The sequence below is a fragment of the Streptomyces sp. NPDC033229 genome (genome assembly GCF_055576875.1).
Genome location: NZ_JBVIQR010000022.1, coordinates 94,476 through 119,535, shown reverse-complemented (window position 1 = coordinate 119,535; position 25,060 = coordinate 94,476). Strand labels below are relative to the sequence as shown.

25 protein-coding genes, 1 tRNA gene and 1 pseudogene are annotated in these 25,060 nt (G+C 71.5%); 10 read left to right on the top strand and 17 right to left on the bottom strand.

Annotated elements, in window-relative coordinates; translation table 11 throughout:
- Nucleotides 1-73: 73 nt before the first annotated feature.
- From ygfZ to ACZ53N_RS20570, 6 genes are all read right to left on the bottom strand, one after another.
- Complete coding sequence (gene ygfZ / locus ACZ53N_RS20595) at nt 74-1,057, bottom strand: CAF17-like 4Fe-4S cluster assembly/insertion protein YgfZ (RefSeq protein WP_469142263.1); 984 nt, start codon at nt 1,055-1,057, stop codon at nt 74-76.
- Between the two features lie 10 nt (nt 1,058-1,067).
- Entirely contained in the window at nt 1,068-1,505 is a 438-nt protein-coding gene (locus ACZ53N_RS20590) for a Fur family transcriptional regulator (RefSeq protein WP_469142262.1), read from the bottom strand.
- Between the two features lie 43 nt (nt 1,506-1,548).
- Nucleotides 1,549-2,613 carry an ABC transporter substrate-binding protein gene (locus tag ACZ53N_RS20585; RefSeq protein WP_469142261.1) on the bottom strand — a complete coding sequence of 355 codons (1,065 nt, stop codon included), beginning with the start codon at nt 2,611-2,613 and terminating at the stop codon, nt 1,549-1,551.
- 26 nt (nt 2,614-2,639) lie between these two features.
- The gene (locus tag ACZ53N_RS20580) at nt 2,640-3,413 is read right to left on the bottom strand and encodes an ABC transporter ATP-binding protein (RefSeq protein ID WP_469142260.1); all 774 of its coding nucleotides are present in this window, start codon (nt 3,411-3,413) and stop codon (nt 2,640-2,642) included.
- A 3-nt stretch (nt 3,414-3,416) separates the two neighbouring features.
- Nucleotides 3,417-4,511: a FecCD family ABC transporter permease gene (locus ACZ53N_RS20575; RefSeq protein WP_469142275.1), complete on the bottom strand. Its 1,095-nt coding sequence runs from the start codon at nt 4,509-4,511 to the stop codon at nt 3,417-3,419.
- A gap of 243 nt (nt 4,512-4,754) precedes the next feature.
- A complete protein-coding gene (locus ACZ53N_RS20570; RefSeq protein WP_469142259.1) occupies nt 4,755-5,351 on the bottom strand; it encodes a heme-binding beta-barrel domain-containing protein in 597 nt (198 codons plus the stop codon).
- Between the two features lie 262 nt (nt 5,352-5,613).
- Here ACZ53N_RS20570 and ACZ53N_RS20565 point away from each other — a divergent pair, with 262 nt between their 5' ends.
- Nucleotides 5,614-5,979, top strand: coding sequence for a DsrE family protein (locus ACZ53N_RS20565; protein ID WP_469142258.1), 366 nt, complete (start codon nt 5,614-5,616; stop codon nt 5,977-5,979).
- A gap of 82 nt (nt 5,980-6,061) precedes the next feature.
- Here the strand turns inward: ACZ53N_RS20565 and ACZ53N_RS20560 are convergent, their stop codons facing one another.
- From ACZ53N_RS20560 to ACZ53N_RS20530, 7 genes are all read right to left on the bottom strand, one after another.
- On the bottom strand, nt 6,062-6,313 hold the full coding sequence (locus ACZ53N_RS20560; RefSeq protein ID WP_469142257.1) for a DUF3099 domain-containing protein: 252 nt from the start codon (nt 6,311-6,313) through the stop codon (nt 6,062-6,064).
- 99 nt (nt 6,314-6,412) lie between these two features.
- The gene (locus tag ACZ53N_RS20555; RefSeq protein WP_469142256.1) at nt 6,413-6,700 is read right to left on the bottom strand and encodes a DUF1416 domain-containing protein; all 288 of its coding nucleotides are present in this window, start codon (nt 6,698-6,700) and stop codon (nt 6,413-6,415) included.
- 35 nt (nt 6,701-6,735) lie between these two features.
- Entirely contained in the window at nt 6,736-7,575 is an 840-nt protein-coding gene (locus tag ACZ53N_RS20550; RefSeq protein ID WP_469142255.1) for a sulfurtransferase, read from the bottom strand.
- A gap of 147 nt (nt 7,576-7,722) precedes the next feature.
- Nucleotides 7,723-7,803: a putative leader peptide gene (locus tag ACZ53N_RS20545; protein WP_356454418.1), complete on the bottom strand. Its 81-nt coding sequence runs from the start codon at nt 7,801-7,803 to the stop codon at nt 7,723-7,725.
- Between the two features lie 227 nt (nt 7,804-8,030).
- A complete protein-coding gene (locus ACZ53N_RS20540) occupies nt 8,031-8,729 on the bottom strand; it encodes an LmeA family phospholipid-binding protein (protein ID WP_469142254.1) in 699 nt (232 codons plus the stop codon).
- Between the two features lie 369 nt (nt 8,730-9,098).
- Nucleotides 9,099-10,475, bottom strand: a complete 1,377-nt coding sequence (locus ACZ53N_RS20535; protein ID WP_469142253.1) for a hypothetical protein — start codon at nt 10,473-10,475, stop codon at nt 9,099-9,101.
- Between the two features lie 10 nt (nt 10,476-10,485).
- Complete coding sequence (locus ACZ53N_RS20530) at nt 10,486-10,770, bottom strand: MoaD/ThiS family protein (RefSeq protein WP_356454417.1); 285 nt, start codon at nt 10,768-10,770, stop codon at nt 10,486-10,488.
- Between the two features lie 145 nt (nt 10,771-10,915).
- Here ACZ53N_RS20530 and ACZ53N_RS20525 point away from each other — a divergent pair, with 145 nt between their 5' ends.
- Both ACZ53N_RS20525 and ACZ53N_RS20520 read left to right on the top strand, forming a co-directional pair.
- Nucleotides 10,916-12,649, top strand: a complete 1,734-nt coding sequence (locus tag ACZ53N_RS20525) for an ABC transporter ATP-binding protein (RefSeq protein ID WP_469142252.1) — start codon at nt 10,916-10,918, stop codon at nt 12,647-12,649.
- A gap of 98 nt (nt 12,650-12,747) precedes the next feature.
- Nucleotides 12,748-14,653 (top strand): annotated as a pseudogene (locus tag ACZ53N_RS20520) (ABC transporter ATP-binding protein).
- A gap of 214 nt (nt 14,654-14,867) precedes the next feature.
- Here the strand turns inward: ACZ53N_RS20520 and ACZ53N_RS20515 are convergent.
- Complete coding sequence (locus tag ACZ53N_RS20515) at nt 14,868-15,731, bottom strand: alpha/beta hydrolase family protein (protein ID WP_469142251.1); 864 nt, start codon at nt 15,729-15,731, stop codon at nt 14,868-14,870.
- A 239-nt stretch (nt 15,732-15,970) separates the two neighbouring features.
- Between ACZ53N_RS20515 and ACZ53N_RS20510 the strand changes: the two genes are divergently transcribed.
- The 5 genes from ACZ53N_RS20510 to ACZ53N_RS20490 all read left to right on the top strand — a co-directional run bounded on the left by ACZ53N_RS20510 (nt 15,971) and on the right by ACZ53N_RS20490 (nt 21,413).
- Nucleotides 15,971-16,759, top strand: a complete 789-nt coding sequence (locus tag ACZ53N_RS20510) for a response regulator transcription factor (RefSeq protein WP_469142250.1) — start codon at nt 15,971-15,973, stop codon at nt 16,757-16,759.
- Nucleotides 16,760-16,783: 24 nt separating this feature from the next.
- A complete protein-coding gene (locus ACZ53N_RS20505) occupies nt 16,784-17,809 on the top strand; it encodes a LacI family DNA-binding transcriptional regulator (protein ID WP_130879279.1) in 1,026 nt (341 codons plus the stop codon).
- Nucleotides 17,810-17,919: 110 nt separating this feature from the next.
- Nucleotides 17,920-19,071 carry a S1C family serine protease gene (locus ACZ53N_RS20500; RefSeq protein WP_469142249.1) on the top strand — a complete coding sequence of 384 codons (1,152 nt, stop codon included), beginning with the start codon at nt 17,920-17,922 and terminating at the stop codon, nt 19,069-19,071.
- A gap of 216 nt (nt 19,072-19,287) precedes the next feature.
- Nucleotides 19,288-20,025 (top strand): response regulator transcription factor, encoded by a 738-nt coding sequence (locus ACZ53N_RS20495; RefSeq protein WP_130879281.1) that lies wholly within the window; start codon nt 19,288-19,290, stop codon nt 20,023-20,025.
- A complete protein-coding gene (locus ACZ53N_RS20490) occupies nt 20,022-21,413 on the top strand; it encodes a sensor histidine kinase (protein ID WP_469142248.1) in 1,392 nt (463 codons plus the stop codon). Before ACZ53N_RS20495 ends, ACZ53N_RS20490 begins: the two co-directional genes overlap by 4 nt.
- Nucleotides 21,414-21,478: 65 nt before the next feature.
- Here the strand turns inward: ACZ53N_RS20490 and ACZ53N_RS20485 are convergent.
- Nucleotides 21,479-21,552 (bottom strand) — tRNA-Lys (locus ACZ53N_RS20485).
- 64 nt (nt 21,553-21,616) lie between these two features.
- Complete coding sequence (locus ACZ53N_RS20480) at nt 21,617-22,942, bottom strand: LmeA family phospholipid-binding protein (RefSeq protein WP_469142247.1); 1,326 nt, start codon at nt 22,940-22,942, stop codon at nt 21,617-21,619.
- A gap of 249 nt (nt 22,943-23,191) precedes the next feature.
- Here ACZ53N_RS20480 and ACZ53N_RS20475 point away from each other — a divergent pair, with 249 nt between their 5' ends.
- Nucleotides 23,192-24,046 (top strand): NAD(P)H-binding protein, encoded by an 855-nt coding sequence (locus ACZ53N_RS20475; RefSeq protein ID WP_469142246.1) that lies wholly within the window; start codon nt 23,192-23,194, stop codon nt 24,044-24,046.
- Nucleotides 24,047-24,136: 90 nt separating this feature from the next.
- On the opposite strand, the gene ACZ53N_RS20470 is transcribed toward ACZ53N_RS20475, so the two are convergent.
- Nucleotides 24,137-24,439, bottom strand: coding sequence for an RNA recognition motif domain-containing protein (locus tag ACZ53N_RS20470; RefSeq protein WP_469142245.1), 303 nt, complete (start codon nt 24,437-24,439; stop codon nt 24,137-24,139).
- A 141-nt stretch (nt 24,440-24,580) separates the two neighbouring features.
- Between ACZ53N_RS20470 and ACZ53N_RS20465 the strand changes: the two genes are divergently transcribed.
- Nucleotides 24,581-24,925 (top strand): DUF1876 domain-containing protein, encoded by a 345-nt coding sequence (locus ACZ53N_RS20465; protein WP_469142244.1) that lies wholly within the window; start codon nt 24,581-24,583, stop codon nt 24,923-24,925.
- The last annotated feature ends 135 nt before the right edge of the window (nt 24,926-25,060 follow it).

Below are 25,060 nucleotides of genomic sequence, written 5' to 3'. Positions count from 1 at the left end.
CCCCAGCCGGAGGCTGGAAGGCCCGTCTCGGGCCGAGGCCGTATCCCGACAAGCCCAGCGGCAGGCGCCACGGCTACGGCTCGACCACGACCTCCTGCGCCGCCGCCGTCCCCTCGCCGACCACCAGCGCCGCGTCCACGGGGACGTTCCGCTTCACCAGGGCCAGGGCGATCGGGCCCAGCTCGTGGTGGCGGGCCGAGGTGGTGATGAAGCCCAGCTGGCGGCCCTCCGCGCCGTCCGCCGCGAGGCGGACCGGCGCACCGTGGCCGGGCAGCTTCACGTCGCTGCCGTCCAGGTGCAGGAAGACCAGCCGGCGCGGCGGCTTCCCCAGGTTGTGGACGCGGGCGACCGTCTCCTGGCCGCGGTAGCAGCCCTTCTGCAGATGGACTGCCGTGCCGAGCCAGCCCAGCTCGTGCGGGATGGTGCGGTGGTCGGTCTCCAGACCCAGCCGCGGGCGGTGCGCCTCGACGCGCAGCGCCTCGTGGGCGAGGGAGCCCGCCGCCGGGCCGTGCGAGTCCGCGAACGCCGTGAGCTGCGCGCGCGGCAGGAACAGGTCCCGGCCGTGCGGCGTCTCGCGCACCACGACGCCCTCGGGGGACTCGGCGATCGAGCCCGCCGGGAGGTGGACCACGGCGAAGTCGTCCGTGCGGTCGGCGACCTCGACCCGGTAGAAGAACTTCATGCTCTCCAGGTAGGCGATCAGATCACCCTGGGTGCCGGGCTCCACGTGGGCCCAGGTCGTCTCGCCGTCGTCCACCAGGTACAGCGCGTGCTCGATGTGGCCGTTCGCGGAGAGGACGAGCGCTTCCGTGGCCTGCCCGGCCGGGAGCTCGCTCACATGCTGGGTGATCAGCAGGTGCAGCCAGCTCAGCCGGTCGGCGCCGGTGACGGTGACCACCCCGCGGTGCGAGAGGTCCACGAAACCGGTCCCGCCGGCGAGCGCGCGCTGCTCGCGGAACAGGTCGCCGTAGTGCGCGGCGACGCCCTCGTCCGGGCCCTCGGCGGGCACGGCACCGGGCAGCGACAGCAGAGGGCTGGCTTTCGTATGACGCAGCATGCGGACAAGCCTACGACCCGGCGGACGGCGCTTTCGCGGAGCACTTGGCGCACTGCCCGAAGATCGCGAAGTGTTTCATGTCCGTCTCGAAGCCGAACGTCTCGCGCAGCGTCGCCGTGAAGGGTTCCGCCACCGACAGATCGGCCTCGATCACCTCCGTGCAGTCCCGGCAGACGAGGTGTATGTGGTGGTGCCGGTCGGCCAGGTGGTACGTGGGGGCGCCGTGGCCGAGGTGGGCGTGGCTGACCAGCCCCAGCTCCTCCAGCAGCTCCAGCGTCCGGTAGACCGTGGAGATGTTGACCCCGCCCGCGGTCTTGCGGACCTCGGTGAGGATGTCGTCCGGCGTCGCGTGCTCCAGCCGGTCCACCGCCTCCAGCACGAGCTGGCGCTGCGGGGTCAGCCGGTAGCCGCGCTTACGGAGATCGCTCTGCCAGTCGGTGTCCACCACGCCCCCAGTCTAGGGCGTGGCTGGTGGACCTTGCCGGGCTCGCTCAGCCCTTGCGGACCCCCTTCAAGTACTGGGACAGCGCGGCGATGGCCGCCGGGTTGCGGGGGCTCTCGACGAGATCGACGTAGTCGAGGACGAAAATACGGTCGTTCTTGATGGCCGAGACGCCTGCGAGCGGGGCGTAGGACTTCAGGAACTTCTTCTTCTGCTCCGCCGTGACGTCGCCGTAGTTGTTGATCACGATGACGTCCGGGTTCCGCTCCACGACCGTCTCCCAGCTGACCGACACCCAGGAGTCCTTGAGGTCCTTCATCACATGGTCGCCACCGGCCTTGGTGATGATGTCGTGCGGTCCGGCGTACATCCCGGAGGTCAGCGGCTTGTCCCGGCCGTCGTCGTAGAGGAAGACGCTGGGCCGCTCGCCGTCCTTCGGGACCTGTGCCTGTGCGTCGGCGACCTGCTTCTTGAACCCGGCGATGAGCTTCGCGGCCCGGTCCTCGACGTCGAAGACCTTCCCCAGCGTCGCCAGGTCCGTGTAGAGCGCCTCCAGCGGCGGCATCACGCCGCGGGACTTGGCGCCGCCGTTGTTGCGGCAGGACTCGGTCAGCACGTACGAGCCGATGCCGAGCTTCTCCAGGGACGCGGGGGTGAAGCCGTTGCCCTCGCCGAAGCCGTAGTTCCAGCCCGCGAAGACGAGATCGGCCTTGGCGTCGAGGACGATCTCCTTGGTGATCTCCTTCTTGGACAGCCACTTCACCCTCTTGTAGCCGTCCTTCCAGGCGGCCGCCGCCCGGTCGTCCCGGTCGCCCTTGTAGTCCGGCGCCACATACCCCGCCATGTGGTCCTCCAGGCCGAGCGCGAACATGATCTCCGCGATGCCGACGTCGTTGGTCACCACCCGCTGCGGGGCCTTGTCGTACGTCGTCTTCACTCCGCAGTTCTCGATGGTCACGGGGTAGTGCGCCGAGGCGCCCCTCCTGACCCCGTCCCCGTGGGACCCGGTCCTCTTCCCGTCCCCGGAGTCGTCGACCTTCGCACCGCAGCCCGCGAGGGCGACGGCGGCGACAAGGGCGGTGAGGGTACGGGCGGTACGGGCGGCGGCGGCCATGGCACGTCCTTAATCGGGGGGAAGCCTCAACTGGCGGGAAGGCGGTCGAAGAGCAGTTGCGGGGCGCCGGACTCGGGGTGCGTCACCCGGTGCGCCCGTACGCCGAAGACGTCGGCGAGCAGCTCGGCGGTCAGCACGTCGTGCGGCGGCCCGGAGGCGACGATGCGGCCGTCGGCGATGACGTACAGGGCGTCGCAGTGGGTGGCGGCCAGATTGAGGTCGTGCAGCGCGGCCAGGACCGTCAGCCCCGAGCCGCGCACCAGCGCCAGGACCTCCAGCTGCTGCGCGATGTCCAGATGGTTCGTCGGCTCGTCCAGGACCAGCACCTTCGGCTGCTGTGCCAGGGCCCGCGCGATCAGCACCCGCTGCTTCTCGCCGCCCGACAGGGTCAAAAAGCCCCGCTCGGCGAGGTGGGTCGCGCCGACCCGCTCCAGGGCAGCCGCGCAGACCTCGGTGTCGGCCGTCGTGACACGGCCGGCGGCGCTCTGGTGCGGCAACCGTCCCATGGCGACGATCTCGCCGACGGTGAAGTCGAACTCGCTCGCCGACTCCTGCGGCAGCGCCGCCAGCCTGCGGGCGCTCTCCCGCGGACTCAGGGCGTGCAGATCGTCGCCGTCGAGGCGGACGCTGCCCGCGGCCGGCCGCAGGGCGCGGTAGACGCAGCGCAGCAGGGTGGACTTGCCGCTGCCGTTGGGCCCGACCAGGCCGACGAACTGTCCGCTGTCCGCCCGGAGCGCGATGTCCGTGACGAGCCGGGCGCCCGCGATCTCGACCGACAGGTCCTCGATGTCGACCCGCATGCTCTAGGACCCTCCGAACGTGTAGCCGCGGCGCCGCATGAGCAGCACGAAGCAGGGCACGCCGATGACGGCCGTGATGGCACCGACCGGCAGTTCCACGGGCGCCAGCAGCAGCCGGGAGACGATGTCGACCCACAGCAGCAGCACCGCGCCCAGCAGCGGCGCGACGGCCAGGACCCGGCGGTGGTCGGCGCCCACGAGCATGCGGGTGACGTGCGGGACCATCAGGCCGACGAAGCCGATCGCACCACTGACGGCGACGACGGCGCCCGTGACGGCCGCCGCGACGACGAAGAGCCGGCGGCGTAGCCGGTCGGGGTCCACCCCGAGCGCGGCCGCGGTCTCGTCGCCCATGGCGAGGGCGTTGAGGTTCCGCGCCGACCAGAGGAGATAGCCGAGCCCGCCCGCCACGGCGGCCGCCGCGATGGGCACGGACGCCCAGGTGGCCCCGCCCAGGCTGCCGAGCAGCCACATCATGGCCGAGCGGGCGGACTCGCCGCGGTCGGCGCTGAAGACCATCAAGGTGGTGACGGCCGAGAAGCCGTAGTACATGGCGGTGCCGGTGAGCACCAGCCGCAGCGGGGTCAGCCCGTACGGGGTGCGGGCCGCCGCGTAGACGAGCAGCATGGCGGCGAGCGCGGAGGCGAAGGCCGCTCCGGACAGCGCCCACACACCGAGCGAGCCCAGTGCCCCGAAGAGCAGTACGGCGTTCGCCCCGACGGCGGCACCGGAGGAGATGCCGAGGACGAAGGGGTCGGCGAGGGCGTTGCGGACCATGGCCTGGACGGCGACGCCGATCGCGGAGAGCCCGGCGCCGACGACGGCGGCGAGCAGGGCGCGCGGGAAGCGCAGCTCCCAGATGATCGTGTAGGCGGAGACCTCGTCGGGCGCGATGGTCCCGCCGCTGAGCCCCGCCCACAGATAGCGCAGCGTCTGTGCCCAGGTCACCCCGGAGGAGCCGAGACCGATGCATGCCAGCAGCGAGCCGGTCAGGGCGGCCCCGAGCCCGGCCAGCAGGGGCGGCAGCGGCAGCCTGCGTGGGGCCGGCGGTGTGCCGGGTGGGCCCGTCGTGCTGGGAGAGGTGACCTGGGAGGGGATCCCCACGGGTGACGCCTTCGGCTCGGGCCGCGTCCCTGCGTCCCAAGGAGCGGCCCCGAGCGCGTTCCGCGGGGCGTCCCCTCGCAGTCCACGGCGAGTTGTCAGGAGCTGACGCCGCCGCGGGTGATCGGGCTCGCGGGAGGACCGTGCAGGTCCTCCCGCCTACCGTTGCGGGTCAGCGCCGGACTTCGACCGGACTTCCCCCGCGGGGCGTGGTGAGAGCGAGGCTCTCGTGGGTCGTGCTCAGCCGGTGTAGGGCGTGCCGTCCTGGTTGAAGAACGCGACGCCGTCCGGCATGTCGTCGGGCAGGTTCTTCGCCCACTCCTCCAGGGCAGCCTGGTCGGCGACCTTCTTCAGGTGCGCCGACATGTAGGGGCGCAGCGGCACCTCGGGGGTGGCCTTCTCGCCGACCCACATCAGGTCGCTCTTGACGTAGCCGTAGAGGCGCTTGCCACCGGTGTACGGGCCGGAGGCCGCGGTCCGGGCGACGGCGTCCGTGGCCAGGTCGATCTGCGGCTTCTTGTCGGCCAGCTCGCCGTACCAGACCTCGGCGACACCCTGGTCGCGGATCATGACGACCTCGAGCTTGCGGTCCTTGTCGATCCGCCAGTAGCCGCTCTCGGTCTCCAGGGGGCGGACCATCTTGCCCTCCTCGTCGAGCACCCAGCTGTGCGAGGTGTACTCGAGGAAGTCACGGCCGTCGTGCGTGAAGGTGACTTCCTGCCCGAAGTTGCACTTCTCGGCACCGGGGAAGTCGGCGACGCCGGCGCCTTCCCACTTGCCGAGGAGGAAGACGAGGGGCACGAGGCTCGGGTGAAGGTCGGACGGAATCTCGATCATGGGCTCAGGCGATCTGTAGGAGAACGAGGGAGGAGGCGCGGGGGACCAGCGGTCAGCGCTGGCCCTGGTACAGCTTCTTCCAGGTCAGCCCGGTGAATGCGAGGACGCCGACGGCGACCAGGACCAGCAGGGTGGTGAAGACTGCCTCAAGCACGAGCGCGCTCCTCGGTCGGAGTGAGGGTGTACGGACCGCTTCGAGTCTAGTCGGACGCCTCACGGGAGGCGCTGTGAGGTCGGCCGCCCCGCGCATAGGGTGTGCCGCATGGCGAAGAAGCTCGTGATCAAGGTGACGGCGGGCGCGGACGCGCCCGAGCGGTGCTCGCAGGCGTTCACGGTGGCGGCCGTCGCCGTCGCGAGCGGCGTCGAGGTGTCGTTGTGGCTGACCGGCGAGTCGTCGTGGTTCGCGCTGCCGGGCCGGGCGGCGGAGTTCGAGCTGCCGCACGCGGCGCCGCTGCCGGATCTGATCGACGGCATCAAGGCGGGTGGCGGGACGATCACGGTGTGCACGCAGTGCGCGGCGCGGCGCGGCATCGAGGAGAAGGATCTGATCGAGGGCGCGCGGATCGCGGGTGCGCAGGTGTTCGTGGCGGAGGCGATGGGGGACGGCGTGCAGGCGCTGGTCTACTGACGCGCCCGACCGGGGCTCCGCCCGGACCCGGTCCTCGAACTCCCCCGGCTACCGCTGGGAGGTGCCCCCAGCGGGCTCGTTCCTACCGTTTACCGTCCAGCTCGTCCCACCACTCGTCCGACTTGGGGTCGCCGGACGGATCGTCCCACCAGCGGTCGTCCGGCCCCCGGCGGTTGGCCGTGATCGCCGCGACCGGCGGGATCAGCATCGCGACGACGCACATGCCCACCGCGGCGGGGACGGACCACAGCCGCACCACGGACCACGCCAGGACGAACAGGCCGATGCACGTGCCCATCATGGCGAAGTACACATGGCGCCTCCGCGCGTACATAGCTCCACCGTACGACCGGCCCCCGTGCAGCGCGAAGGGCCGCACCCCCATCAAGGCGTCCAACCCCTGGGTGCGGCCCTCCGGCCGTTCGTGTCGCCGTCAGACGGCGATGGCGACCTCTGCCAGGCCGCCCTTCTGCGCCACGACCGTGCGGTCGGCGGTCGCGCCGGGCACGAGGGCCCGCACGGTCCAGGTGCCCTCGGCCGCGTAGAAGCGGAACTGTCCGGTCGCGGACGTGGGCACCTCGGCGGTGAACTCGCCGGTGCTGTCCAGGAGGCGCACGTAACCGGTGACCGGGTGGCCGTTCTGCGTCACCGAGCCCTGGATCGTGGTCTCACCGGGCTTGACGGTCGAGGCGTCGGGGCCGCCTGCCTTTGCTCCACACATGGTTCTTCCTTCGGGTCGCTGAGTTGCGGGGAGGGTCAGTTGGCGCCGAGCTCGATCGGCACGCCGACGAGCGAGCCGTACTCGGTCCAGGAACCGTCGTAGTTCTTGACGTTCTCCTGGCCGAGCAGCTCGTGCAGCACGAACCATGTGTGCGCGGAGCGCTCGCCGATGCGGCAGTAGGCGATGGTGTCCTTGGCCAGGTCCACGCCCGCGCTCTCGTAGATCTCCTTGAGCTCGTCGTCGGACTTGAAGGTGCCGTCGTCGTTGGCCGACTTCGACCAGGGGATGTTGCGCGCGCTCGGGATGTGGCCGGGGCGCTGCGACTGCTCCTGCGGGAGGTGCGCCGGGGCGAGCAGCTTGCCGCTGAACTCGTCGGGGGAGCGCACGTCGACCAGGTTCAGCGAGCCGATCGCCTTGACGGCGTCGTCGCGGAAGGCACGCAGCGAGAGGTCCTGCGGCTGGGCCTTGTACGTGGTCGCGGCCCGCTGGGGCACCTCGGCGACCAGGTCGCGGGAGCCGAGCTCCCACTTCTTGCGGCCGCCGTCGAGGAGCTTGACGTCCTGGTGGCCGTAGAGCTTGAAGTACCAATAGGCGTACGCGGCGAACCAGTTGTTGTTGCCGCCGTAGAGGACGACGGTGTCGTCGTTGGCGATGCCCTTGGCGGACAGCAGCTTCTCGAAGCCGGCCTGGTCGACGAAGTCGCGGCGGACCGGGTCCTGGAGGTCCTGCTTCCAGTCGATCCGGACGGCGTTCTTGATGTGGTTCTTGTCGTACGCGGACGTGTCCTCGTCGACCTCGACGATGACGGTCTTGGGGTCGTCGATGCGGGCCTGGACCCAGTCGGCGTCGACCAGGACCTCACTGCGGCGGCTCATGCTGTTCTCCTCCGGGGCAATTGCGGATGTGCGCGTGCTGGGCGGGTGCGCGGCGGCATGGGTGCGCGGCGCTGACGCAGCGTGTGATGCGGGGAGTTCGATGCGGCCTCGAGACGGCCGGGAGGGAAACCGGGGGAGCGGTCCCCGTCAGACACGGCGACAGAGCATGGCGGCGACGCGGCACAGGTCGACTGCCCGCCGCTTCGTGAGGTCCGCCTGTCGCTTCATGCGTCCGATCGTAGGGACGGACAGGCGGGCGTGTCACCGGTATGTCGAATGGTGAGACAGTATCGTCCGGGGAGTGGGACGGTAACGACGTGTTCCGGCCACCCGGAAGACCCGGAAGTCCCTGCGTGGCGCGGGATTCTGCTCTGCGGACGGGGGTGTCTCGCAGCGTGGACGTGAGGCGTGGTGGAAGGCGGGCGCCGAGGCCCGCGCGCCCGCCGATTCCCCGCTCAGCCCGCGAGGTTGACCTTCTCGCCGCTGAACGTGATGTCCACGCCGTCGGCGCCCGCGACGACCTTCTCGAGCTTGACGCCCTTGGGCAGCCCGCTGAGCTGCCGGTCGAAGTCGGTCTTCGCACGGATCATCTCCTCCGCCCCCGGGAAGCCGGTGGCGGGGATCTGGTCCGCGCGCACCCGGATGGTGTCCTTGCCCACCACGGTGACCGTGGACACCACGCTGCGCTCCACGGTCTGGCCGAACACCGAGACCTTCCCGGTGACCTTGACCTTGTTACTGCCCGCGTCGGCGTGGCCGACACTCACCCCGGGGTCCTGGGCGGCCTTGGTGAGGTCCTCGTACGAGATGTGCGCGGTGCCGGTCGCGCGCTGTGCGACGGCGGAGGAGAAGCTGCTGTCGATCTCGACGTCGTTCAGCTTCGCCTTGAACCTCGTCACGCGGATCGAGCGGTCGCCCGCGTTGGCGGTGACGCCGTCCAGTTTGATCTCGACCTCGTCGAGGCTGGAGCCCGCGACCTGGGTGAGGAACGGGAAGCCCTTGATGGAGACCTCGGGGGTGCCGGAGAGGCCCTGGCTGCTGCGGATCTTCTCCGCGGCCTCGTTCTCGGCGAACCAGACCGCCGCCCGGTCGGCGGCCGTGAAGAGGGCCCCCAGAATGACGGCGACGATCAGGAGTATTCGGATGGCACGCATCTGCTGTCGTTCCCCCAGCTTTCGATCGGGCTCCCTGTCGGGTTTCAGGGGAGCCTAGAGCCTGGCCGGCGGATCTTTGACTACCGGGCTGTCTGAGCCCGCCTGCGGCGGCGGGCGCCTCTCGCCTGGTCGGCGAGTCCTTCGCCCTTGCGGGCCGTCTGTGCCGCCTGCGGCGGCGAGACGCCCTGCGGGCGTGTCCTCCAAGGCCGGACGGGCTTGATGTGGCTGGGCTCGGCCGACAGCAACCCGTCAGGGCTTGATGTGGCCGGCCTCAGCCAAAACAGTCCGTCCGGCGTTTGAGGACAGAGCACAGCAAGCCCGTCCGGCGAGGACACCGCACAGCAAGCCCGTCCGGGCAATCGCGGTGGGTCAGACGAGCGCCCGGCCGATCACGTAGACCACCGGTCCCGCGGCCGCCAGCGGCAGCGCCACGCCCGCCGTCATGTGCACGAACCGGGAGGGATAGTCGTAGCTCGCGACCCGCAGTCCGATCAGGGCGCAGGCGCCCGCCGCCAGCCCCAGCAGGGCCGCGGACGGACCGATGCCGGTCAGCCCGCCGGTGGCGACGCCGGAGCCGGCCGCCGCGATCAGGGCGATCACGGGGGAGGCCACGGACGGCAGCGGCAGCGCGCGGGCCAGGACCGTCACGGCGACGGCGGCCCCGCCCACCACGACGGCGTCGTCGGCCGCGGCCAGGTGCCCGGCCGCGAGGACCGTGACACCGGCCGAGGCGACGGCGGCGGTGAGCCCGTACAGCCGCTCGTCGGGGGCGGCGTGGCTGCGCAGCTGGAGCACGAGCGTCAGCAGGACCCACACGCCGAGGGTGCCGATGAGGACCGTCGGCGCGTCGAGGGCGCCCGTGGCCAGCAGCCCGATGTCGGCGGCCACGCCGCCGAGGAACGCGAGGGCGATGCCCTGCCGGGCGGGCCACATGCCGTTCAGCCGGAACCACCCGGCCGCCGTGACCGCCTGCAGGAGCACCACGGGGACGACCAGCGCGGCCTGTCCCAGCGGCGCGGCGAGCGCCAGCAGCGCCGCGAGGACGGCGGTGAGCAGGGCGGGCTTGAAGCCGGGCGAGAGGATCTGCGGCCGGCCCTCGGCCTTCGCCTTCTCGGCCGCGGTCATCGGCCGCTCGGGGGACGCCGGCTCCCCGGCCGGGGCGGCGGTGTCGTGGCCGGAGCCGCCGCCGGGACCCGGCCCCCGCTCGTCGAGCGCCGCGGGCCAGGGTGCCGGACCCGTGCCGGGGGCCGCGGTGTGCCGGCCGACGGTGCTCCCGTACGAGGAGTCCCCGTACGGGCCCGCGCCGGTGTCACCGTTGCCCGCGTGCCGCGGCGCGGCGTGCTCGGCCGGGGCCTCCGCGTGGCCCGGCGTCTGCTGCGGCAGGGGCTCGCCGGGCCACGGCGTGCGGTACGCGGGCTCCGCCGCCGGGGACGGCTCCCAGCCGCGCTGCTCCCAGGTGCGGGTGTCCCAGGTCTGGGTGGCCGGATCCTGCTGGGGCTGAAAGCCCTGCTGGTCGGTGTGCGAGGGCCATGCCGCGGGCTGCGGTTGCGCCTGCTGCGGCTGAGCGTATGGCTCGTAGGGGCCCGGGGCGGCCTGCGGACGGTCGGGCTGCGCGGCGGCCTGGGGCTGGTACGGCCCGAACCCCTCGCGCTGCTCGTACGGCTGGGACGCGTACCGCTCGTCGTACGACTCGTACGTCTCATGAGCCTCATGCGGCTCATACGGATTGCGGTGCTGATTGCTCATGGTGTCGGGGTCACCCTCCTGCGAAGGGCGGGAGCACCTCGACAGTGCCGCCCTCGGCCAGTTGGACCGTCGTGTGGTCGCGTGTGCCGACGGGATCGCCGTCCACGAGGAAGGAGCAGCGCAGCAGGACCCGCGCGAACTCCGGACGGGTCGCGTGCCGGCGCCGGGCCGCGTCGAGCGCGTCCTTCAGCGTCCGCGCCGCGTACGGCTCCTCGGCCGTGCCGGCCGCGGCCTTCGCCGCGGCCCAGTACCGGATCGTGCCTTCCGGTTCCGGCCGGGCCGGCTGCTCCGGCAGTGCCGGACGTGCCGAGTCTGTCGTCGCCACGGCGACCCCTTTCCTTCTTCCTGCGCCTCCATGATGACGGGTGCCGCGGGCTCCCCGGTCCGCCACCCGCCAAAACCAGAGGCCCGTTGTCAGTGCGGTCACTTACGCTGCCTATGTGTTGGTACGACTTCTACGGGCGTACTTGAGGCCCTATTCGAAACCGATCGCGCTCGTGGTGTTGCTCCAGCTCCTACAGACGCTGGCCACGCTTTACCTCCCCACGCTGAACGCGGACATCATCGACAACGGCGTGGTGAAGGGGGACACGGGGTACATCCTCGGAATCGGCGGCTGGATGCTGGCCGTCACGGTCGGCCAGATCGTCTGCGCCATCGGCGCCGTCTATTACGGCGCCCGCACGGCCATGGCGGTCGGCCGCGATCTGCGTGCCACGGTCTTCGACCGGGTGCAGTCCTTCTCGGCGCGCGAGCTCGGTCACTTCGGGGCACCCTCGCTCATCACCCGCACCACCAATGACGTGCAGCAGGTCCAGATGCTGGCCCTGATGTCCTTCACCCTCATGGTCTCCGCGCCGATCATGTGCGTCGGCGGCATCGCGATGGCCGTGCAGCAGGACGTGCCGCTGTCCGCGCTGCTGCTGATCATCGTGCCGGTGCTCGGGACCGTGGTCTCGCTGATCATCTGGCGGATGCGGCCGCTCTTCCGCGGCATGCAGGACCGCATCGACACCGTCAACCGCGTGCTGCGCGAGCAGATCACCGGCATTCGGGTCATCCGTGCCTTCGTCCGCGACACCCACGAGCGGAAGCGCTTCGCGGGCGCCAACACGGACCTGATGGACGTCTCCGTGCGCGTCGGCCGGCTGATGTCGCTGATGTTCCCCTCGACGATGCTGGTGGTGAATCTCTCCTCGGTCGCCGTCCTGTGGTTCGGCGGGCACCGCATCGACGGCGGGCACATGGAGATCGGGGCGCTCACCGCGTTCCTCAGCTATCTCATGCAGATCCTGATGGCCGTGATGATGGCGACCTTCATGTTCATGATGGTGCCGCGCGCCGAGGTGTGCGCCGAGCGCATCCAGGAGGTCCTGAGCACCGACTCCAGCGTGGTGCCCCCGGCCGAGCCGGTCACCGAGCTGCGCCGCGCCGGTCATCTGGAGCTGCGCGGGGTGGAGTTCCGCTTCCCCGGCGCCGAGGAGCCGGTCCTCAAGGACGTCTCCCTGACGGCCCGGCCCGGCGAGACCACGGCCGTCATCGGCTCCACGGGCAGCGGCAAGTCCACGCTGCTGGGCCTGATCCCGCGCCTGTTCGACGCGACCGGCGGCTCGGTCCTGCTCGACGGCGTGGACGTACGGGACCTGGACCCGGCCCTGATGGCCGAGAGCGTGGGCCTCGTCCCGCAGAAGCCGTATCTCTTCTCCGGCACCATCGCCTCCAATCTGCGCTACGGACGGCCGGACGCGAGCGACGAGGAGCTGTGGCAGGCGCTGGAGACCGCGCAGGCCCGGGAGTTCGTCGAACGGATGGAGCTGGGGCTCGACGCGCCCATCGCCCAGGGCGGCTCCAACGTCTCCGGCGGGCAGCGGCAGCGCCTGGCCATCGCGCGGGCCCTGGTCCGCAGACCGGGCATCTATCTCTTCGACGACTCCTTCTCCGCGCTCGACTACGCCACCGACGCGCGCCTGCGGGCCGCGCTGGCCCATGAGACGGGCGACGCGACGGTCGTCATCGTCGCCCAGCGGGTGTCCACCATCCGCGACGCCGACCGGATCCTCGTCCTGGACGAGGGGCGGGTCGTCGGCAGCGGCACCCACACCGAGCTCATGGCGTCCAACGACACCTACCGGGAGATCGTGCTCTCCCAGCTCACCGAGGAGGAGGCAGCGTGACGTCCACCGAGAAGCCGTCCTCCGGCACGCCGAAGCCGGGCGCCGCGCAGGCCGCCCCCCGCAGGGGCCCGGCGCCGGCGACCGGGATGGCACGCCACATGGGCGGCCAGCCCACCGAGCGGTCCATGGACTTCGCGGGCTCCAGCCGCCGGCTGCTGGCCATGCTCCGCCCGGAGCGGCCGCTCATCGCCGTCGCGCTCTTCTTCAGCGTCGCCGCCGTGGCGCTGTCCGTCATCGGACCGAAGATCCTCGGCCACGCCACGGACCTGATCTTCTCGGGCGTGGTCGGCCGGCAGTACCCCGCCGGCCGGACCAAGGCCGAGGTCGTCGCCGGGCTGCGGAGCGACGGCAACGGCAAGCTCGCCGACTTGCTGGGCGCGATGGACTTCACCCCCGGCCAGGGCATCGACTTCGACGCCATCGGGGTGGTGCTGCTGTGGGTGGCGCTGATCTACCTCTGCATGTCCCTCCTGATGCTCGTCCAGGCACGGATCGCCACGGCCGTCGTGCAGCGGGCGGTCTTCCGGCTGCGCGAACAGGTCGAGGAGAAGCTCGGTCGGCTGCCGCTCGGCTACTTCGACAAGCAGCAGCGCGGCGAGGTTCTCTCCCGCGCCACCAACGACATCGACAACATCCAGCAGACCCTCCAGCAGACCCTGAGCCAGATCGTCTCCTCGGCCCTGACGATCGTCGGCGTGCTGGCGATGATGTTCTGGATCTCCTGGCTGCTGGCCCTGGTCGCGCTGGTGACCGTCCCCGTCTCCATCGTCGTCGCCACGAAGATCGGCAAGCGGGCGCAGCCGCAGTTCGTCGCCCAGTGGAAGACCACCGGCACGCTCAACGCCCACATCGAGGAGATGTACACCGGGCACTCGCTGGTGAAGGTCTTCGGGCGCCAGAAGGAGTCCGCGGAGACCTTCCGCAAGGAGAACGAGGACCTCTACGAGGCGGGCTTCAAGGCGCAGTTCATCTCCGGTGTCATCCAGCCCGCGATGATGTTCATCGGCAACCTCAACTACGTCCTCGTCGCCGTCGTCGGCGGACTGCGGGTCGCCACGGGCGCGCTGTCCATCGGTGACGTCCAGGCGTTCATCCAGTACTCGCGGGCAGTTCAGCCAGCCGCTCACCCAGGTCGCCTCCATGGCCAACCTCGTCCAGTCCGGCGTGGCCTCCGCCGAGCGGGTCTTCGAGCTGCTGGACGCGGAGGAGCAGTCGCCGGACGCCACGGCGGCGGTCGGCCCCGAGCGCGTGCGCGGCGAGGTGGCCTTCGAGGACGTCTCCTTCCGCTACGAGGTGGACACCCCGCTGATCGACGGCCTCTCGCTGACCGTGCGCCCGGGCCAGACCGTCGCCATCGTCGGCCCGACCGGCGCGGGCAAGACCACCCTGGTCAATCTGCTGATGCGGTTCTACGAGGTCAGCGGCGGCCGCATCACCCTGGACGGCACGGACATCGCCGAGATGTCGCGCGAGGAGCTGCGCGGCCACATCGGCATGGTCCTCCAGGACACCTGGCTCTTCGGCGGCACGATCGCGGAGAACATCGCGTACGGGGCGCCTGCCGGCACCTCCATGGACAAGATCGTCGAGGCGGCGAAGGCCACCCACGTCGACCGTTTCGTCCGCACGCTGCCCGACGGCTACGACACGGTGATCGACGAGGAGGGGGCCAACGTCTCCGTCGGCGAGAAGCAGCTCATCACGATCGCGCGGGCGTTCCTGGCGGAGCCGGAGATCCTCGTCCTGGACGAGGCCACCAGCTCGGTCGACACCCGCACGGAGGTGCTGATCCAGCACGCGATGGCCCAGCTCCGCACGGGCCGCACGAGCTTCGTCATCGCCCACCGGCTGTCCACGATCCGCGACGCGGACGTGATCCTGGTCATGGAGTCGGGCCGGATCGTGGAACAGGGCACGCACGAGTCGCTCCTGGCGGCGCGGGGGGCGTATGCGGGGTTGTACTCGGCGCAGTTCGCTGCCGCGGCTGTGCCTGGCGGCGCGTAGCGGGCCGTCGTCCCGCACCACCGCTGCGCGGCGGTGTCCTCAAACGCCGGACGGGCTGTTATTGGCTGAGCTCAGCCGAAACCAGCCCGTCTGGGGGCACCTCCCAGCGTTAGCTGGGGGAGATTGAGGACGCGCCCGCAGGGCGCTCGCCGCCGCAGGCGGCCAGGACGGCTTGCAGCCGGGCCCATCAAGCCCCTGGGGGCACCTCCCAGCGTTAGCTGGGGGAGATTGAGGACACCACCCACCGGGCGACGCGGGTCAACAGTTCCCCACCAGCGGAGCTTTCCGCATGACCGAACCCCCGTTCGATCCACAGCTCCGTGGAAGAAGGGTCCGCGGCAGCGGCAAGCATCCGCGGGTGGTCCAAAGGAAAGTACGTGTCCTTGTCGCCGTGCACGATCAGCAGCGGCCGCGGCGCGATCAAAGGCACCGATTCCGTCGGGGAGAGCGGGACCGGGTCCCAGTCCTCCGGGTGGACGCGCGTGCCGAGACCCCAGCGGGCGAGAGCCCGCCCCGTGCGGCCGGAGATCGCCCAGTGCAGACGGCGCATGGGGGCCGTGCCCCGGTAGTACCAGCGCGCCGGCGCGCTCACCGAGACGATCGTGTCGGCGTGTGCGTCGGTGCGCCCCCCGTGCCCTCCCCCGTTCGGCGGTAGGTACAGGGCGCCGTGTCGGAGCACCACCGAGCCGCCCATGGAGAAGCCGACGGTCGCCACCCGGCGGTGGCCGAGCGAGCGGGCCCAGCCCACCGCGGCGGCCAGGTCGAGCACCTCGCGGTCGCCGAGTGTGGAGCGGCCGCCCGAGCCGCCGTGGCCCCGGAACGAGAATGTGATCACGGCGGTGTGCTGGGCGAACACCCGCGCGGCCCGTTGCAGGCCGGGCCGCTCCAGCGCACCGGTGAAGCCGTGCGCGAGCACGACCACCGGGCGGTCGGCAGCCCGCCGCAAGGGGGCCGGGCCGGGCTCGTAACGGGCCTCCACGCGCACTCCGTCGGCTGTCAAGAGCGCGGCGCGATGACCACTCGAAGTGAGCGACGAAACACAAGGTCGTGCAAAATCGTCCGTACCTCCGAAAGTCATGTGGGTTATTCTGCTGGGCAGAGAGGATCCGGGCAGAGTCGCCCCCGGGTCCTTTTGTGCATTCAGACGCGTCACCCGCGGCTGAGAGCGCGCGTGCTCCTAGGGCGCGGAGACCGCAAACCGTACGAATGAGTGCCGCAACGTCCTCGCAGGGACCGAGGAGGAACCGACGTTATGGGCGAGCGAAGCGTGCAGGACAGCAAGGACGACCGTAGTTCGACCGAAGCGGGTGGCAGCCGATGAGCTCTCTGCTGCTCCTGACCAATGCCCTCCAGCCGTCGACGGAGGTGCTTCCCGCGCTGGGTCTGCTGCTGCACAGCGTGCGGGTGGCTCCCGCCGAGGGCCCGGCTCTCGTGGACACCCCGGGGGCCGACGTCATACTGATCGACGGCCGCCGCGATCTGCCCCATGTGCGCAGCCTGTGCCAGTTGCTCCGGTCCACCGGCCCCGGCTGCCCGCTGATCCTCGTGGTCACCGAGGGCGGTCTGGCCGCGGTCACCGCGGACTGGGGCGTCGACGACGTTCTGCTGGACACCGCGGGGCCCGCCGAGGTCGAGGCGCGGCTGCGGCTGTCCATGGGGCGCCGGCAGATCTCGATGGACGACAGCCCGATGGAGATCCGTACGGGCGACCTCTCGGTGGACGAGGCGACGTACAGCGCGAAACTCAAGGGCCGGATACTGGATCTGACCTTCAAGGAGTTCGAGCTGCTGAAGTACCTCGCTCAGCATCCGGGCCGGGTCTTCACCCGCGCCCAGCTGCTCCAGGAGGTCTGGGGCTACGACTACTTCGGCGGTACCCGCACGGTGGACGTGCACGTGCGGCGGCTGCGCGCCAAGCTCGGTCCCGAGCACGAGTCCTTGATCGGCACCGTGCGGAATGTTGGGTACCGCTTCGTGGTCCCGGAGAAGCCGGAGAAGACCGAGCGCCAGGCCGAGGATCCCCAGCGCGAAGGCCCCGCGGAGACCCCACGAACGGAGAAGCCGGAGGCCGCCCGACCGCAGGCCGCACGCCCGGCGAAGAGGTGAGTGGACCCGCGTAGACTGCCGCCCGTGGCCAAGGTGACGCGGGACGATGTGGCGAGACTGGCGGGGACGTCGACCGCGGTGGTCAGCTATGTCATCAACAACGGGCCGAGGCCGGTCGCCCCGGCCACGCGGGACCGGGTGCTGGCCGCGATCAAGGAGCTGGGGTACCGGCCCGACCGGGTCGCCCAGGCGATGGCGTCCCGACGGACGGACCTCATAGGCCTGATCGTCCCGGACGCGCGCCAGCCCTTCTTCGCGGAGATGGCGCACGCGGTCGAGCAGGCCGCGGCCGAGCGGGGCAAGATGGTGCTCGTCGGGAACTCCGACTATCTCGACGAGCGCGAAGTGCACTATCTGCGGGCCTTCTTGGGCATGCGGGTCTCCGGGCTCATCCTGATCAGCCAGGGGCCCAGCGAGCACGCCGCGACGGAGATCGACGCGTGGGACGCCCGCGTGGTCCTGATGCACCGTAGACCGGACGCGATCGACGACGTCGCCGTCGTGACCGACGACGTCGGCGGCGCCCAGCTCGCCACCCGTCATCTGCTGGAGCACGGACACCCCTATGTGGCCTGCCTCGGCGGGACCGAGGAGACGCCGGTGATCGGCGACCCGGTCACCGACCACGTCGAAGGCTGGCGGCGGGCCATGCGCGAGGCCGGGAAGTCGCTCGAGGGCCGACTGTTCCAGGCCCCCTACAACCGCTACGACGCCTACAAGGTCGCCCTCGGACTGCTCTCCGGCCCCGACCGGCCGCCGGCCATCATCTGCGCCACCGACGACCAGGCGATCGGCGTCCTGCGGGCCGCGCGCGAGCTGCGCATCGACGTCCCCGGCGAGCTGGCCGTCGCCGGCTTCGACGATGTGAAGGAAGCGGCCCTCACGGACCCGCCGCTGACCACCGTCGCCTCCGACCGCATCGCCATGGCCCGCTCGGCCGTGGACCTGGTCCTGGACGACGCCCTGCGGGTCGCCGGGTCCCGCCGTGAGCGGCTCAAGCAGTTCCCGTCGGCCCTGGTCGTCCGCCGCTCGTGCGGCTGCGGCGGCTGACGGTACCCCGCCGGGTGCCGGGGCGTCCTTACACCGGGCATACCCACTTCTGTCGGGCTTCTTACGCCGCGCTCAGACAGTTCTCATGAAGGCGGAGGAGAGTCGTACCCATGACGGAGACGCACCGCCGCAGCGGCGACCAGGACCCTGCCCCCCGCCCCGAGCAGCAGCCCGGGGCCTACCCGGCCCCTCCGGCGTACGCGCCACAGCCGCCGGTCGTCACCGCGAGCGGCGTCACCGTCCGGCCGGGCGGTGACCCCTACGGCTCGTACGGCCCGGAAGCAGGGGCCGCGCACGGCGGCGGCAGCGGTGGCGGTTACGCCGGATTCGCGGCGCCCGCCCCCGCCGGTGGTTCGCCCGCCGGGCACGCCGCCCCCCGGGCCCGCAGGCCCGTGGCGCTGCTCGCCGCCTGCGCCATCGTCGCGGCGGTCGTCGGCGGCGGCTCGGCCGCGCTCGTCGGGGAGCTGACCGACGGGTCGGGCAGCGCCGGGCAGCCGACCCCGGTGCGGAACGTGGCCTCCAAGAGCAGCGGCGTCTCCGCCGTCGCCAAGGCCCTGAAGCCCAGCATCGTGGAGATCAAGGCCGCCACCTCCTCCGGCCTGTCCACCGGATCCGGCGTGATCATCACGAGTGGCGGCGAGATCGTCACCAACAACCATGTCGTCGCCGGCTCCGACACCGTGAAGGTCAACCTCAGCGACGGCACCACCCGGACCGCCAAGGTCGTCGGCACCGACCCCGGCAAGGACCTGGCCCTCATCAAGGTCGAGGGCGGCGGCGATCTGAAGGCCGCCCAGCTCGGCGACTCCGGCACGGTGCAGGTCGGTGACGAGGTCGTCGCCATCGGCTCGCCCGAGGGGCTGACCGGCACGGTCACCAGCGGCATCGTCTCCGCCCTGAACCGCGACGTCACCGTCTCGAAGGAGCAGGGCCAGGGGCAGGGCGGCCAGGACCAGCAGGGGCGCGGCGTCCCCCACTGGCCCTTCGAGTTCGGTGGCAACGAGTACAACGGCGACACGGGCTCGTCCAAGACCACGTACAAGGCCATCCAGACCGACGCCTCGCTCAACCCCGGCAACTCCGGCGGTGCCCTCATCAACATGAGCGGCCAGATCATCGGCATCAACTCCGCGATGTACGCCTCCGGTTCGGGCTCCGGCGGCGGTGACTCCGCCGGCAGCGTCGGCCTCGGCTTCGCCATCCCCGTCAACGACGTCAAGGCGGACCTCGCGAAGCTTCGTGCCGGCGGCAGCACCACGTGACGGCCGAGCGGTCGGCAGGCACGGTGCGACTGCGTCGGCGCGCGAGCGCCCTGCGGGCGCGTCCTCAAGCGCCGGACGGGCTGCTTTTGGCTGAGCTCAGCCAAAAGCAGCCCGTCCGGCGTCGTGTCAGGCTGAAGGGGTGCGGGACACTCCCGTTCCGCACATCCCCCGTTCCGCACCCCCTCAGTGACCCGTGAACCCCGTGAGGTACCCGCGATGAGCCCCGCCGAGCACGGCGACCAGCCCGCCCGCATCCTGATCGTGGACGACGAACCCGCCGTCCGTGAGGCGCTGCGCCGCAGCCTCGCCTTCGAGGGCTACGGCACCGAGCTCGCCGTCGACGGCCTCGACGCCCTCGACAAGGTCGACGCGTACGACCCCGAGCTGATCGTGCTGGACGTCCTCATGCCCCGCATGGACGGGCTGACGGCCGCCCGGCGGCTGCGCGCCGCCGGGACCACCGTGCCGATCCTGATGCTCACCGCCCGGGACACCATCGGCGACCGCGTCACCGGCCTCGACGCGGGCGCCGACGACTATCTCGTCAAACCCTTCGAGCTGGACGAGCTGCTGGCCCGCATCCGCGCCCTGCTGCGCCGCAGCTCCTACGCGGCCGCCACCGGCCCGGCGCCGGCCGACGAGCACGCCCTCACCTTCGCCGACCTGCGGATGGACCTCGCGACCCGCGAGGTGACCCGGGGCGGACGGGCGGTGGAGCTGACCCGGACGGAATTCACGCTGCTGGAGCTGTTCCTCACACACCCCCGGCAGGTGCTCACCCGTGAGCAGATCCTCAAGTCGGTGTGGGGCTTCGAGTTCGAACCGAGCTCCAACTCCCTGGACGTGTACGTGATGTATCTGCGCCGCAAGACGGAGGCCGGCGGCGAGCCGCGCCTCGTGCACACCGTGCGGGGCGTCGGGTACGTCCTGCGGGCCGACGGCGGCGCCGAGTGATCCGAAGATTCGGCCGCCTGCCCCTGCGCTCCCGGCTGGCGCTGCTGACGGCGGTGGCCGTCGCCGTCGCCGTGGCCCTCGCCGCGGGCGCGTGCTGGCTGGTGACCAAGCAGCAGCTCGGGCACCAGCGCGACGAGACGCTGACCAGCGCGCGGGTCGACAAGGACTACCTCAGCGGGCTGCTGCGCACGTGTGACGCCAACCCCACCGGTGTGCCGGCGCAGCCCGGTTCGTACACCGTGCAGATCATCACCGCCGGTGGTCTGGTCTGCACCACGCTCGGCAAGTCCCCGGTCCAGGTCGACGACGCCGATCTGGCGGTCGCCCAGGGGCGGCTGTCGGACACGCTGCACAACGCGACGGCCAAGGACGGCACGCGGATGCGCGTCGCGACCTCCGCGGGCCCGCTGGCGAACACCGCCGTGTCCATCGCCCAGCCGCTGAGCGAGACCGAGAAGCCGCTCAACACCCTCGCGCTCCTGCTGGTGATCACCGCCGGGGTGGGCGTGCTGGGCGCGGCGACGGCCGGGCTGTGGATCGCCCGCGCCGGGCTGCGGCCCGTGGACCGGCTGACGGGCGCGGTCGAGCACATCGCCCGCACCGAGGACCTGGCGGTGCGCATCCCCGTCGAGGGCGAGGACGAGATCGCCCGGCTCTCACGCTCGTTCAACTCCATGACCGCGGCCCTCGCCTCCTCCCGTGACCGCCAGCAGCAGTTGATCGCGGACGCGGGGCACGAGCTGCGTACGCCGCTGACCTCGCTGCGCACCAACATCGACCTGCTCGCGCGCAGCGAGGAGACGGGCCGGGCGATCCCGCCGGAGGACCGCAAGGAGCTGCTGGCGAGCGTGAAGGCGCAGATGACGGAGTTGGCCGCGCTGATCGGTGACCTCCAGGAGCTGTCCCGCCCGGAAGGTGCCCCGGGCGGCCCGGTGCAGGTGCTGGCCCTGCACGACATCGCCGGGCGGGCGGTCGGCCGGGCCCGGCTGCGCGGGGTGGGCCTCGCGATCACGGCCGAGCTGGACCCGTGGTTCGTCCGCGCGGAGCCCGCGGCGCTGGAGCGGGCGCTGGTCAATCTGCTCGACAACGCGGTCAAGTTCAGCCCGCCGGGCGGGGAGATCGAGGTCCGGCTGGCCGGTGGCGAGCTGACCGTGCGGGACCACGGCCCGGGCATCCCGCCCGAGGAACTGCCGCACGTCTTCGACCGCTTCTGGCGCTCGCCCACCGCCCGCAGCCTGCCGGGCAGCGGCCTGGGCCTGTCGATCGTGGCCCGCACGGTGCGGCAGGCGGGCGGCGAGGTGACGCTGCGCGCGGCGGAGGGCGGCGGCACGGTGGCGTCCGTACGGCTGCCGGGCGCGCCGACGGCGCCCCCGCAGGTGTTCCCGTAGAGGCTTGCCCCGGGGCGATGACGCGAGGAAGGCCCCCACCGATGGTGGGGGCCTTCCTCGTTCCGTGCGCCACCAGGGACTCGAACCCCGGACCTGCTGATTAAGAGTCAGCCGCTCTAACCAACTGAGCTAGCGGCGCGGAACGAATATTACATGATCGGTCCGGGGGGTAAAAGGTGGTCGACCGCCAAGCGGACGGGCCGCTACCGGGCCTTGCCGACGGGCAGTTCCACGCCGGTCAGCTCCGCCCGGATGCCGTCCCGCTCGACCGTCACATGTCGCAGATGCAGCTCCCTCGCCTGCTCCGGCAGCTGGAAGGAGAGCGAGAGCCGGTCGGACAGCTCCGGCGGGCGCAGCCCGATCAGGGCCGTGACCAGCTTGGGGTCGATGCCGATCCGCTTCAGCAGCCAGGGGTGGTCGACCACGACGTCGACCAGGTTCACCCGCATCAGCCGCTCCACGAACCGGGGCGCGCCCGTGATCTCCCGCAGCCGGTCCTCGTCGCGCAAGGCGAGGGCGGCGGCCTCCTTCGGCACCCCGAGCCGCTCGGCCACGGCGGGCACCGACAGCAGCGCCTTCGCCCGGGCGGCGTCCCGGCTGATGCGGTCGGCCGTCTCGCGGTGCAGGACGAGCCCCTTGTCCTTGCCCGGGCGGTACGTGGCGACACGGGGAATGTCGACGCTCATGCCGTCGATGTCGGTGGAGATCCCACGGTCGCCGTCCCGCCGCAGCCGCGCCTGCGCCCGTACGCGCAACTCCTCACCGGCGACGGACAACTTACCGGCCGCGCGAATCGAATTGTCGCCGTGGTCACTGAATCTGACCTGCGAGGCGCCGAGTTCCCGGTTCAGGTCGTCGAAGGCCAGCAGCACCTCGCCGTCCAGATTCCCGATGACGGCACCGCGCACATCGGCCGGGAGATTCCCGGTCAGCCGGACGTCCCGGGCACTCGCCTTCACTTTCGCCAGGGACACCCGGTCCGCCGCGACGTCCGGCACGGTCACATCGACCCGCGAGAGCCGTTTGGCGAAGACCTGGGTGAGAAAGGGAAAGCCGTGGATGTCCACCTGGGGAGCGGCCTCCAGATGGAGTTGGCGCTGGAGCGTCTGCTGCGCCTTCTTCTCCGCGTACATCACCGCGCAGCGGTCGGCGAGCGCCAGGAAGGCGGCACAGACCACGACGGCGAACAGCAGCTTGGCGGTGCGGGGCACGGCGGAGAAACGGCGGCGCCGACGGCGGGAGCGAGGCCGCCTGGCGCGGCGGTGGTCGGGCGGCGACCAGGCATCTTCCTCGCGGGGTTCCGCACCGGGGTGCTCGCCGGGGTCCTCGTGCGGAGGGTCGTACGTGAGCCCCAGACCGAGGGGGTCGTCCTCGGCCGGGTCGGCGGAGGTGCAGCCGGGGATGTCGTCGGCCGTGTCGTGGGGGACGGCGACCGGAATCCCTTGCAGCGTCTCTTCCGGGTCGGCCAGGGACGCGAGTTCGTCATATGGATTGGGGGGACGGGAAGGTATGCGCGTGGGGGTTCGCATCAGCACATCCCACCACGCGTGAGGCCCTCGGACGCAAGTCCTACTGCCGGTTACGCGTAAATCCTGCGCTATTTCCGGCCGTTGGGCGGGTGTGTTTTCGCCCACGGTGATCCGGCCGATTAGCGTGGCCGCACGGCACGCGCCCGAGGGTGTCGCGACGACCACGCGACCACGAAATACAGCGCGGGAGCCCTTTCGGCGCGGCGAGTTCCGTTTATCTCATGACCGACCTGACGGGAGAACGTACCCATGATCGTGGTGACGGGAGCGACCGGAAACATCGGCCGCGAGCTGGTGGACCGGCTCTTGGCGGCGGGCGTCGGCGTACGGGCGGTGAGCCGTGACCCTGAGCGGGCGGGGCTGCCGGTGGGTGTCGAGGTGGTGCGGGCCGATCTGACCGGCGGGGCGGAGCCGGACGGGCTCTTCACGGGGGCGCGGGCGCTGTTCCTCAACATCGCCGCCACGGGTCTCCAGGTGGGCGGCCTGATCGAGGCGGCGGCGAAGGCCGGAGTGCGGCGGATCGTCTTCAACTCCTCGATGTCCGTGACCGACACCCCCGCCGACGAGGAGGGCTTCATCGCGCGCGCCCACGCGGCGGCGGAGCGCGCGATCCGCGACTCGGGGCTGGAGTGGACCTTCGTGCGCGGCGGCATGTACGCCACGAACGCCTTGCAGTGGGCGGAGCAGATCCGTACCGAGGGGGTCGTGCGCGGAGCCTACGCGCAGGCCGTCGGCTCTCCCGTGCACGAGGCCGACCTCGCGGACATGGCCGCCACGGCACTCCTGGACACGACGGGCGCGCACCTCGGCCAGGCCTATGTGGCGACCGGTCCGGCGGCGTTGACGATGGCGGAGCAGGTCGACGCCATCGGGCGGGCTCTCGGCCGCCCGGAGGTGCGCTTCGAGGAGGTCTCCTTCGAGGAGGCCGTCACCGCCATGGAGCGGGCCGGTGCCCCGAGGGTCGCCGCCGAGGACATCGTCCGGTACTTCGGGTCCTCGGTCGGCCAGGAGGCGCTGGTCACGGACGCCGTCCAGCGGGTGACGGGCCACCCTGCCCGTTCCTTCGAGCAGTGGGCGCGGGACCACGTGGCCGACTTCCGGTGACGGCCCGCCGGGCGGCCTCGCGGGGCCGCCCGGCGCGTTCGCGGCAGTCGGAGGACTTGGAGGCACCCGGCCCGGTCGAACGGCGAGGGATCAACCGCGCCGGCCGCCACCGCCGTACCCGCCACCGCCGCGGCCGCCCGGGCGCTCCTCACGGGGCCGGGCCTCATTGACGTTGAGGTTGCGTCCGTTGAGCTCCGTGCCGTTGAACTGCTCGACGGCCCTGATCGCGTCGGTGTCGCTCATCTCGACGAAGGCGAAGCCCTTGGAACGACCCGTGTCGCGGTCGGTGACGATGCTGACGCTCTGCACCGCGCCCGCCGCCTGGAAGAGCGCGGCCAGATCGCCCTCCGTCGTCTGATAGCTCAAGTTGCCCACGTAAAGCCTCTTCGACACGGTCGACTCTCCCTCGCTGTGACGGCCGGCTGCGCCGAACCGACCCGAACCGTCGCAGCCGCACCGGGCGCGGACAAGAGCCCCCGTCCCCTTTCCGGCCATGGCCACAACATCCTCACAACAGCGGCAGAACCCGGATGGGTGATCTTCGAGGCGGGCGCGCTGGTGTTCGGTCCGGATGAGGAAGGAAGGGGGTACGGGCTGATTTGTGCCCGGTCGGGCATCGTCGCGGAGGTAGTGGTCATGCAGGTTGCGGGCTGGCACGTCGAGGTCGAGTTCGACGAGGACGAGACACACACCCGGGCGGCGGCGCTGCTGCGGTTGCGGGACGACACGGAACTGCGGGGCAAGGGCCACGCCACACGCAACCCGGCGGACCCCGACGAGCGCCGGATCGGTGAGGAACTCGCGGGCGGCCGGGCGCTGATGGACATCGCCCAGCAACTCACGGCCAAGGGCAGCGCCGAGGCCCAGACGCTGCGCTAGGCCTGGCCGGCCGTGGCGTGTGCACCTCCGCTGCGCGGCGGTGTCCTCAAACGCCGGACGGGCTGCCAATGCAGCCCGTCCGGCGTTTGAGGACGCGCCCGCAGGGCGCTCGCCGCCGCAGGCGGCACTGACGGA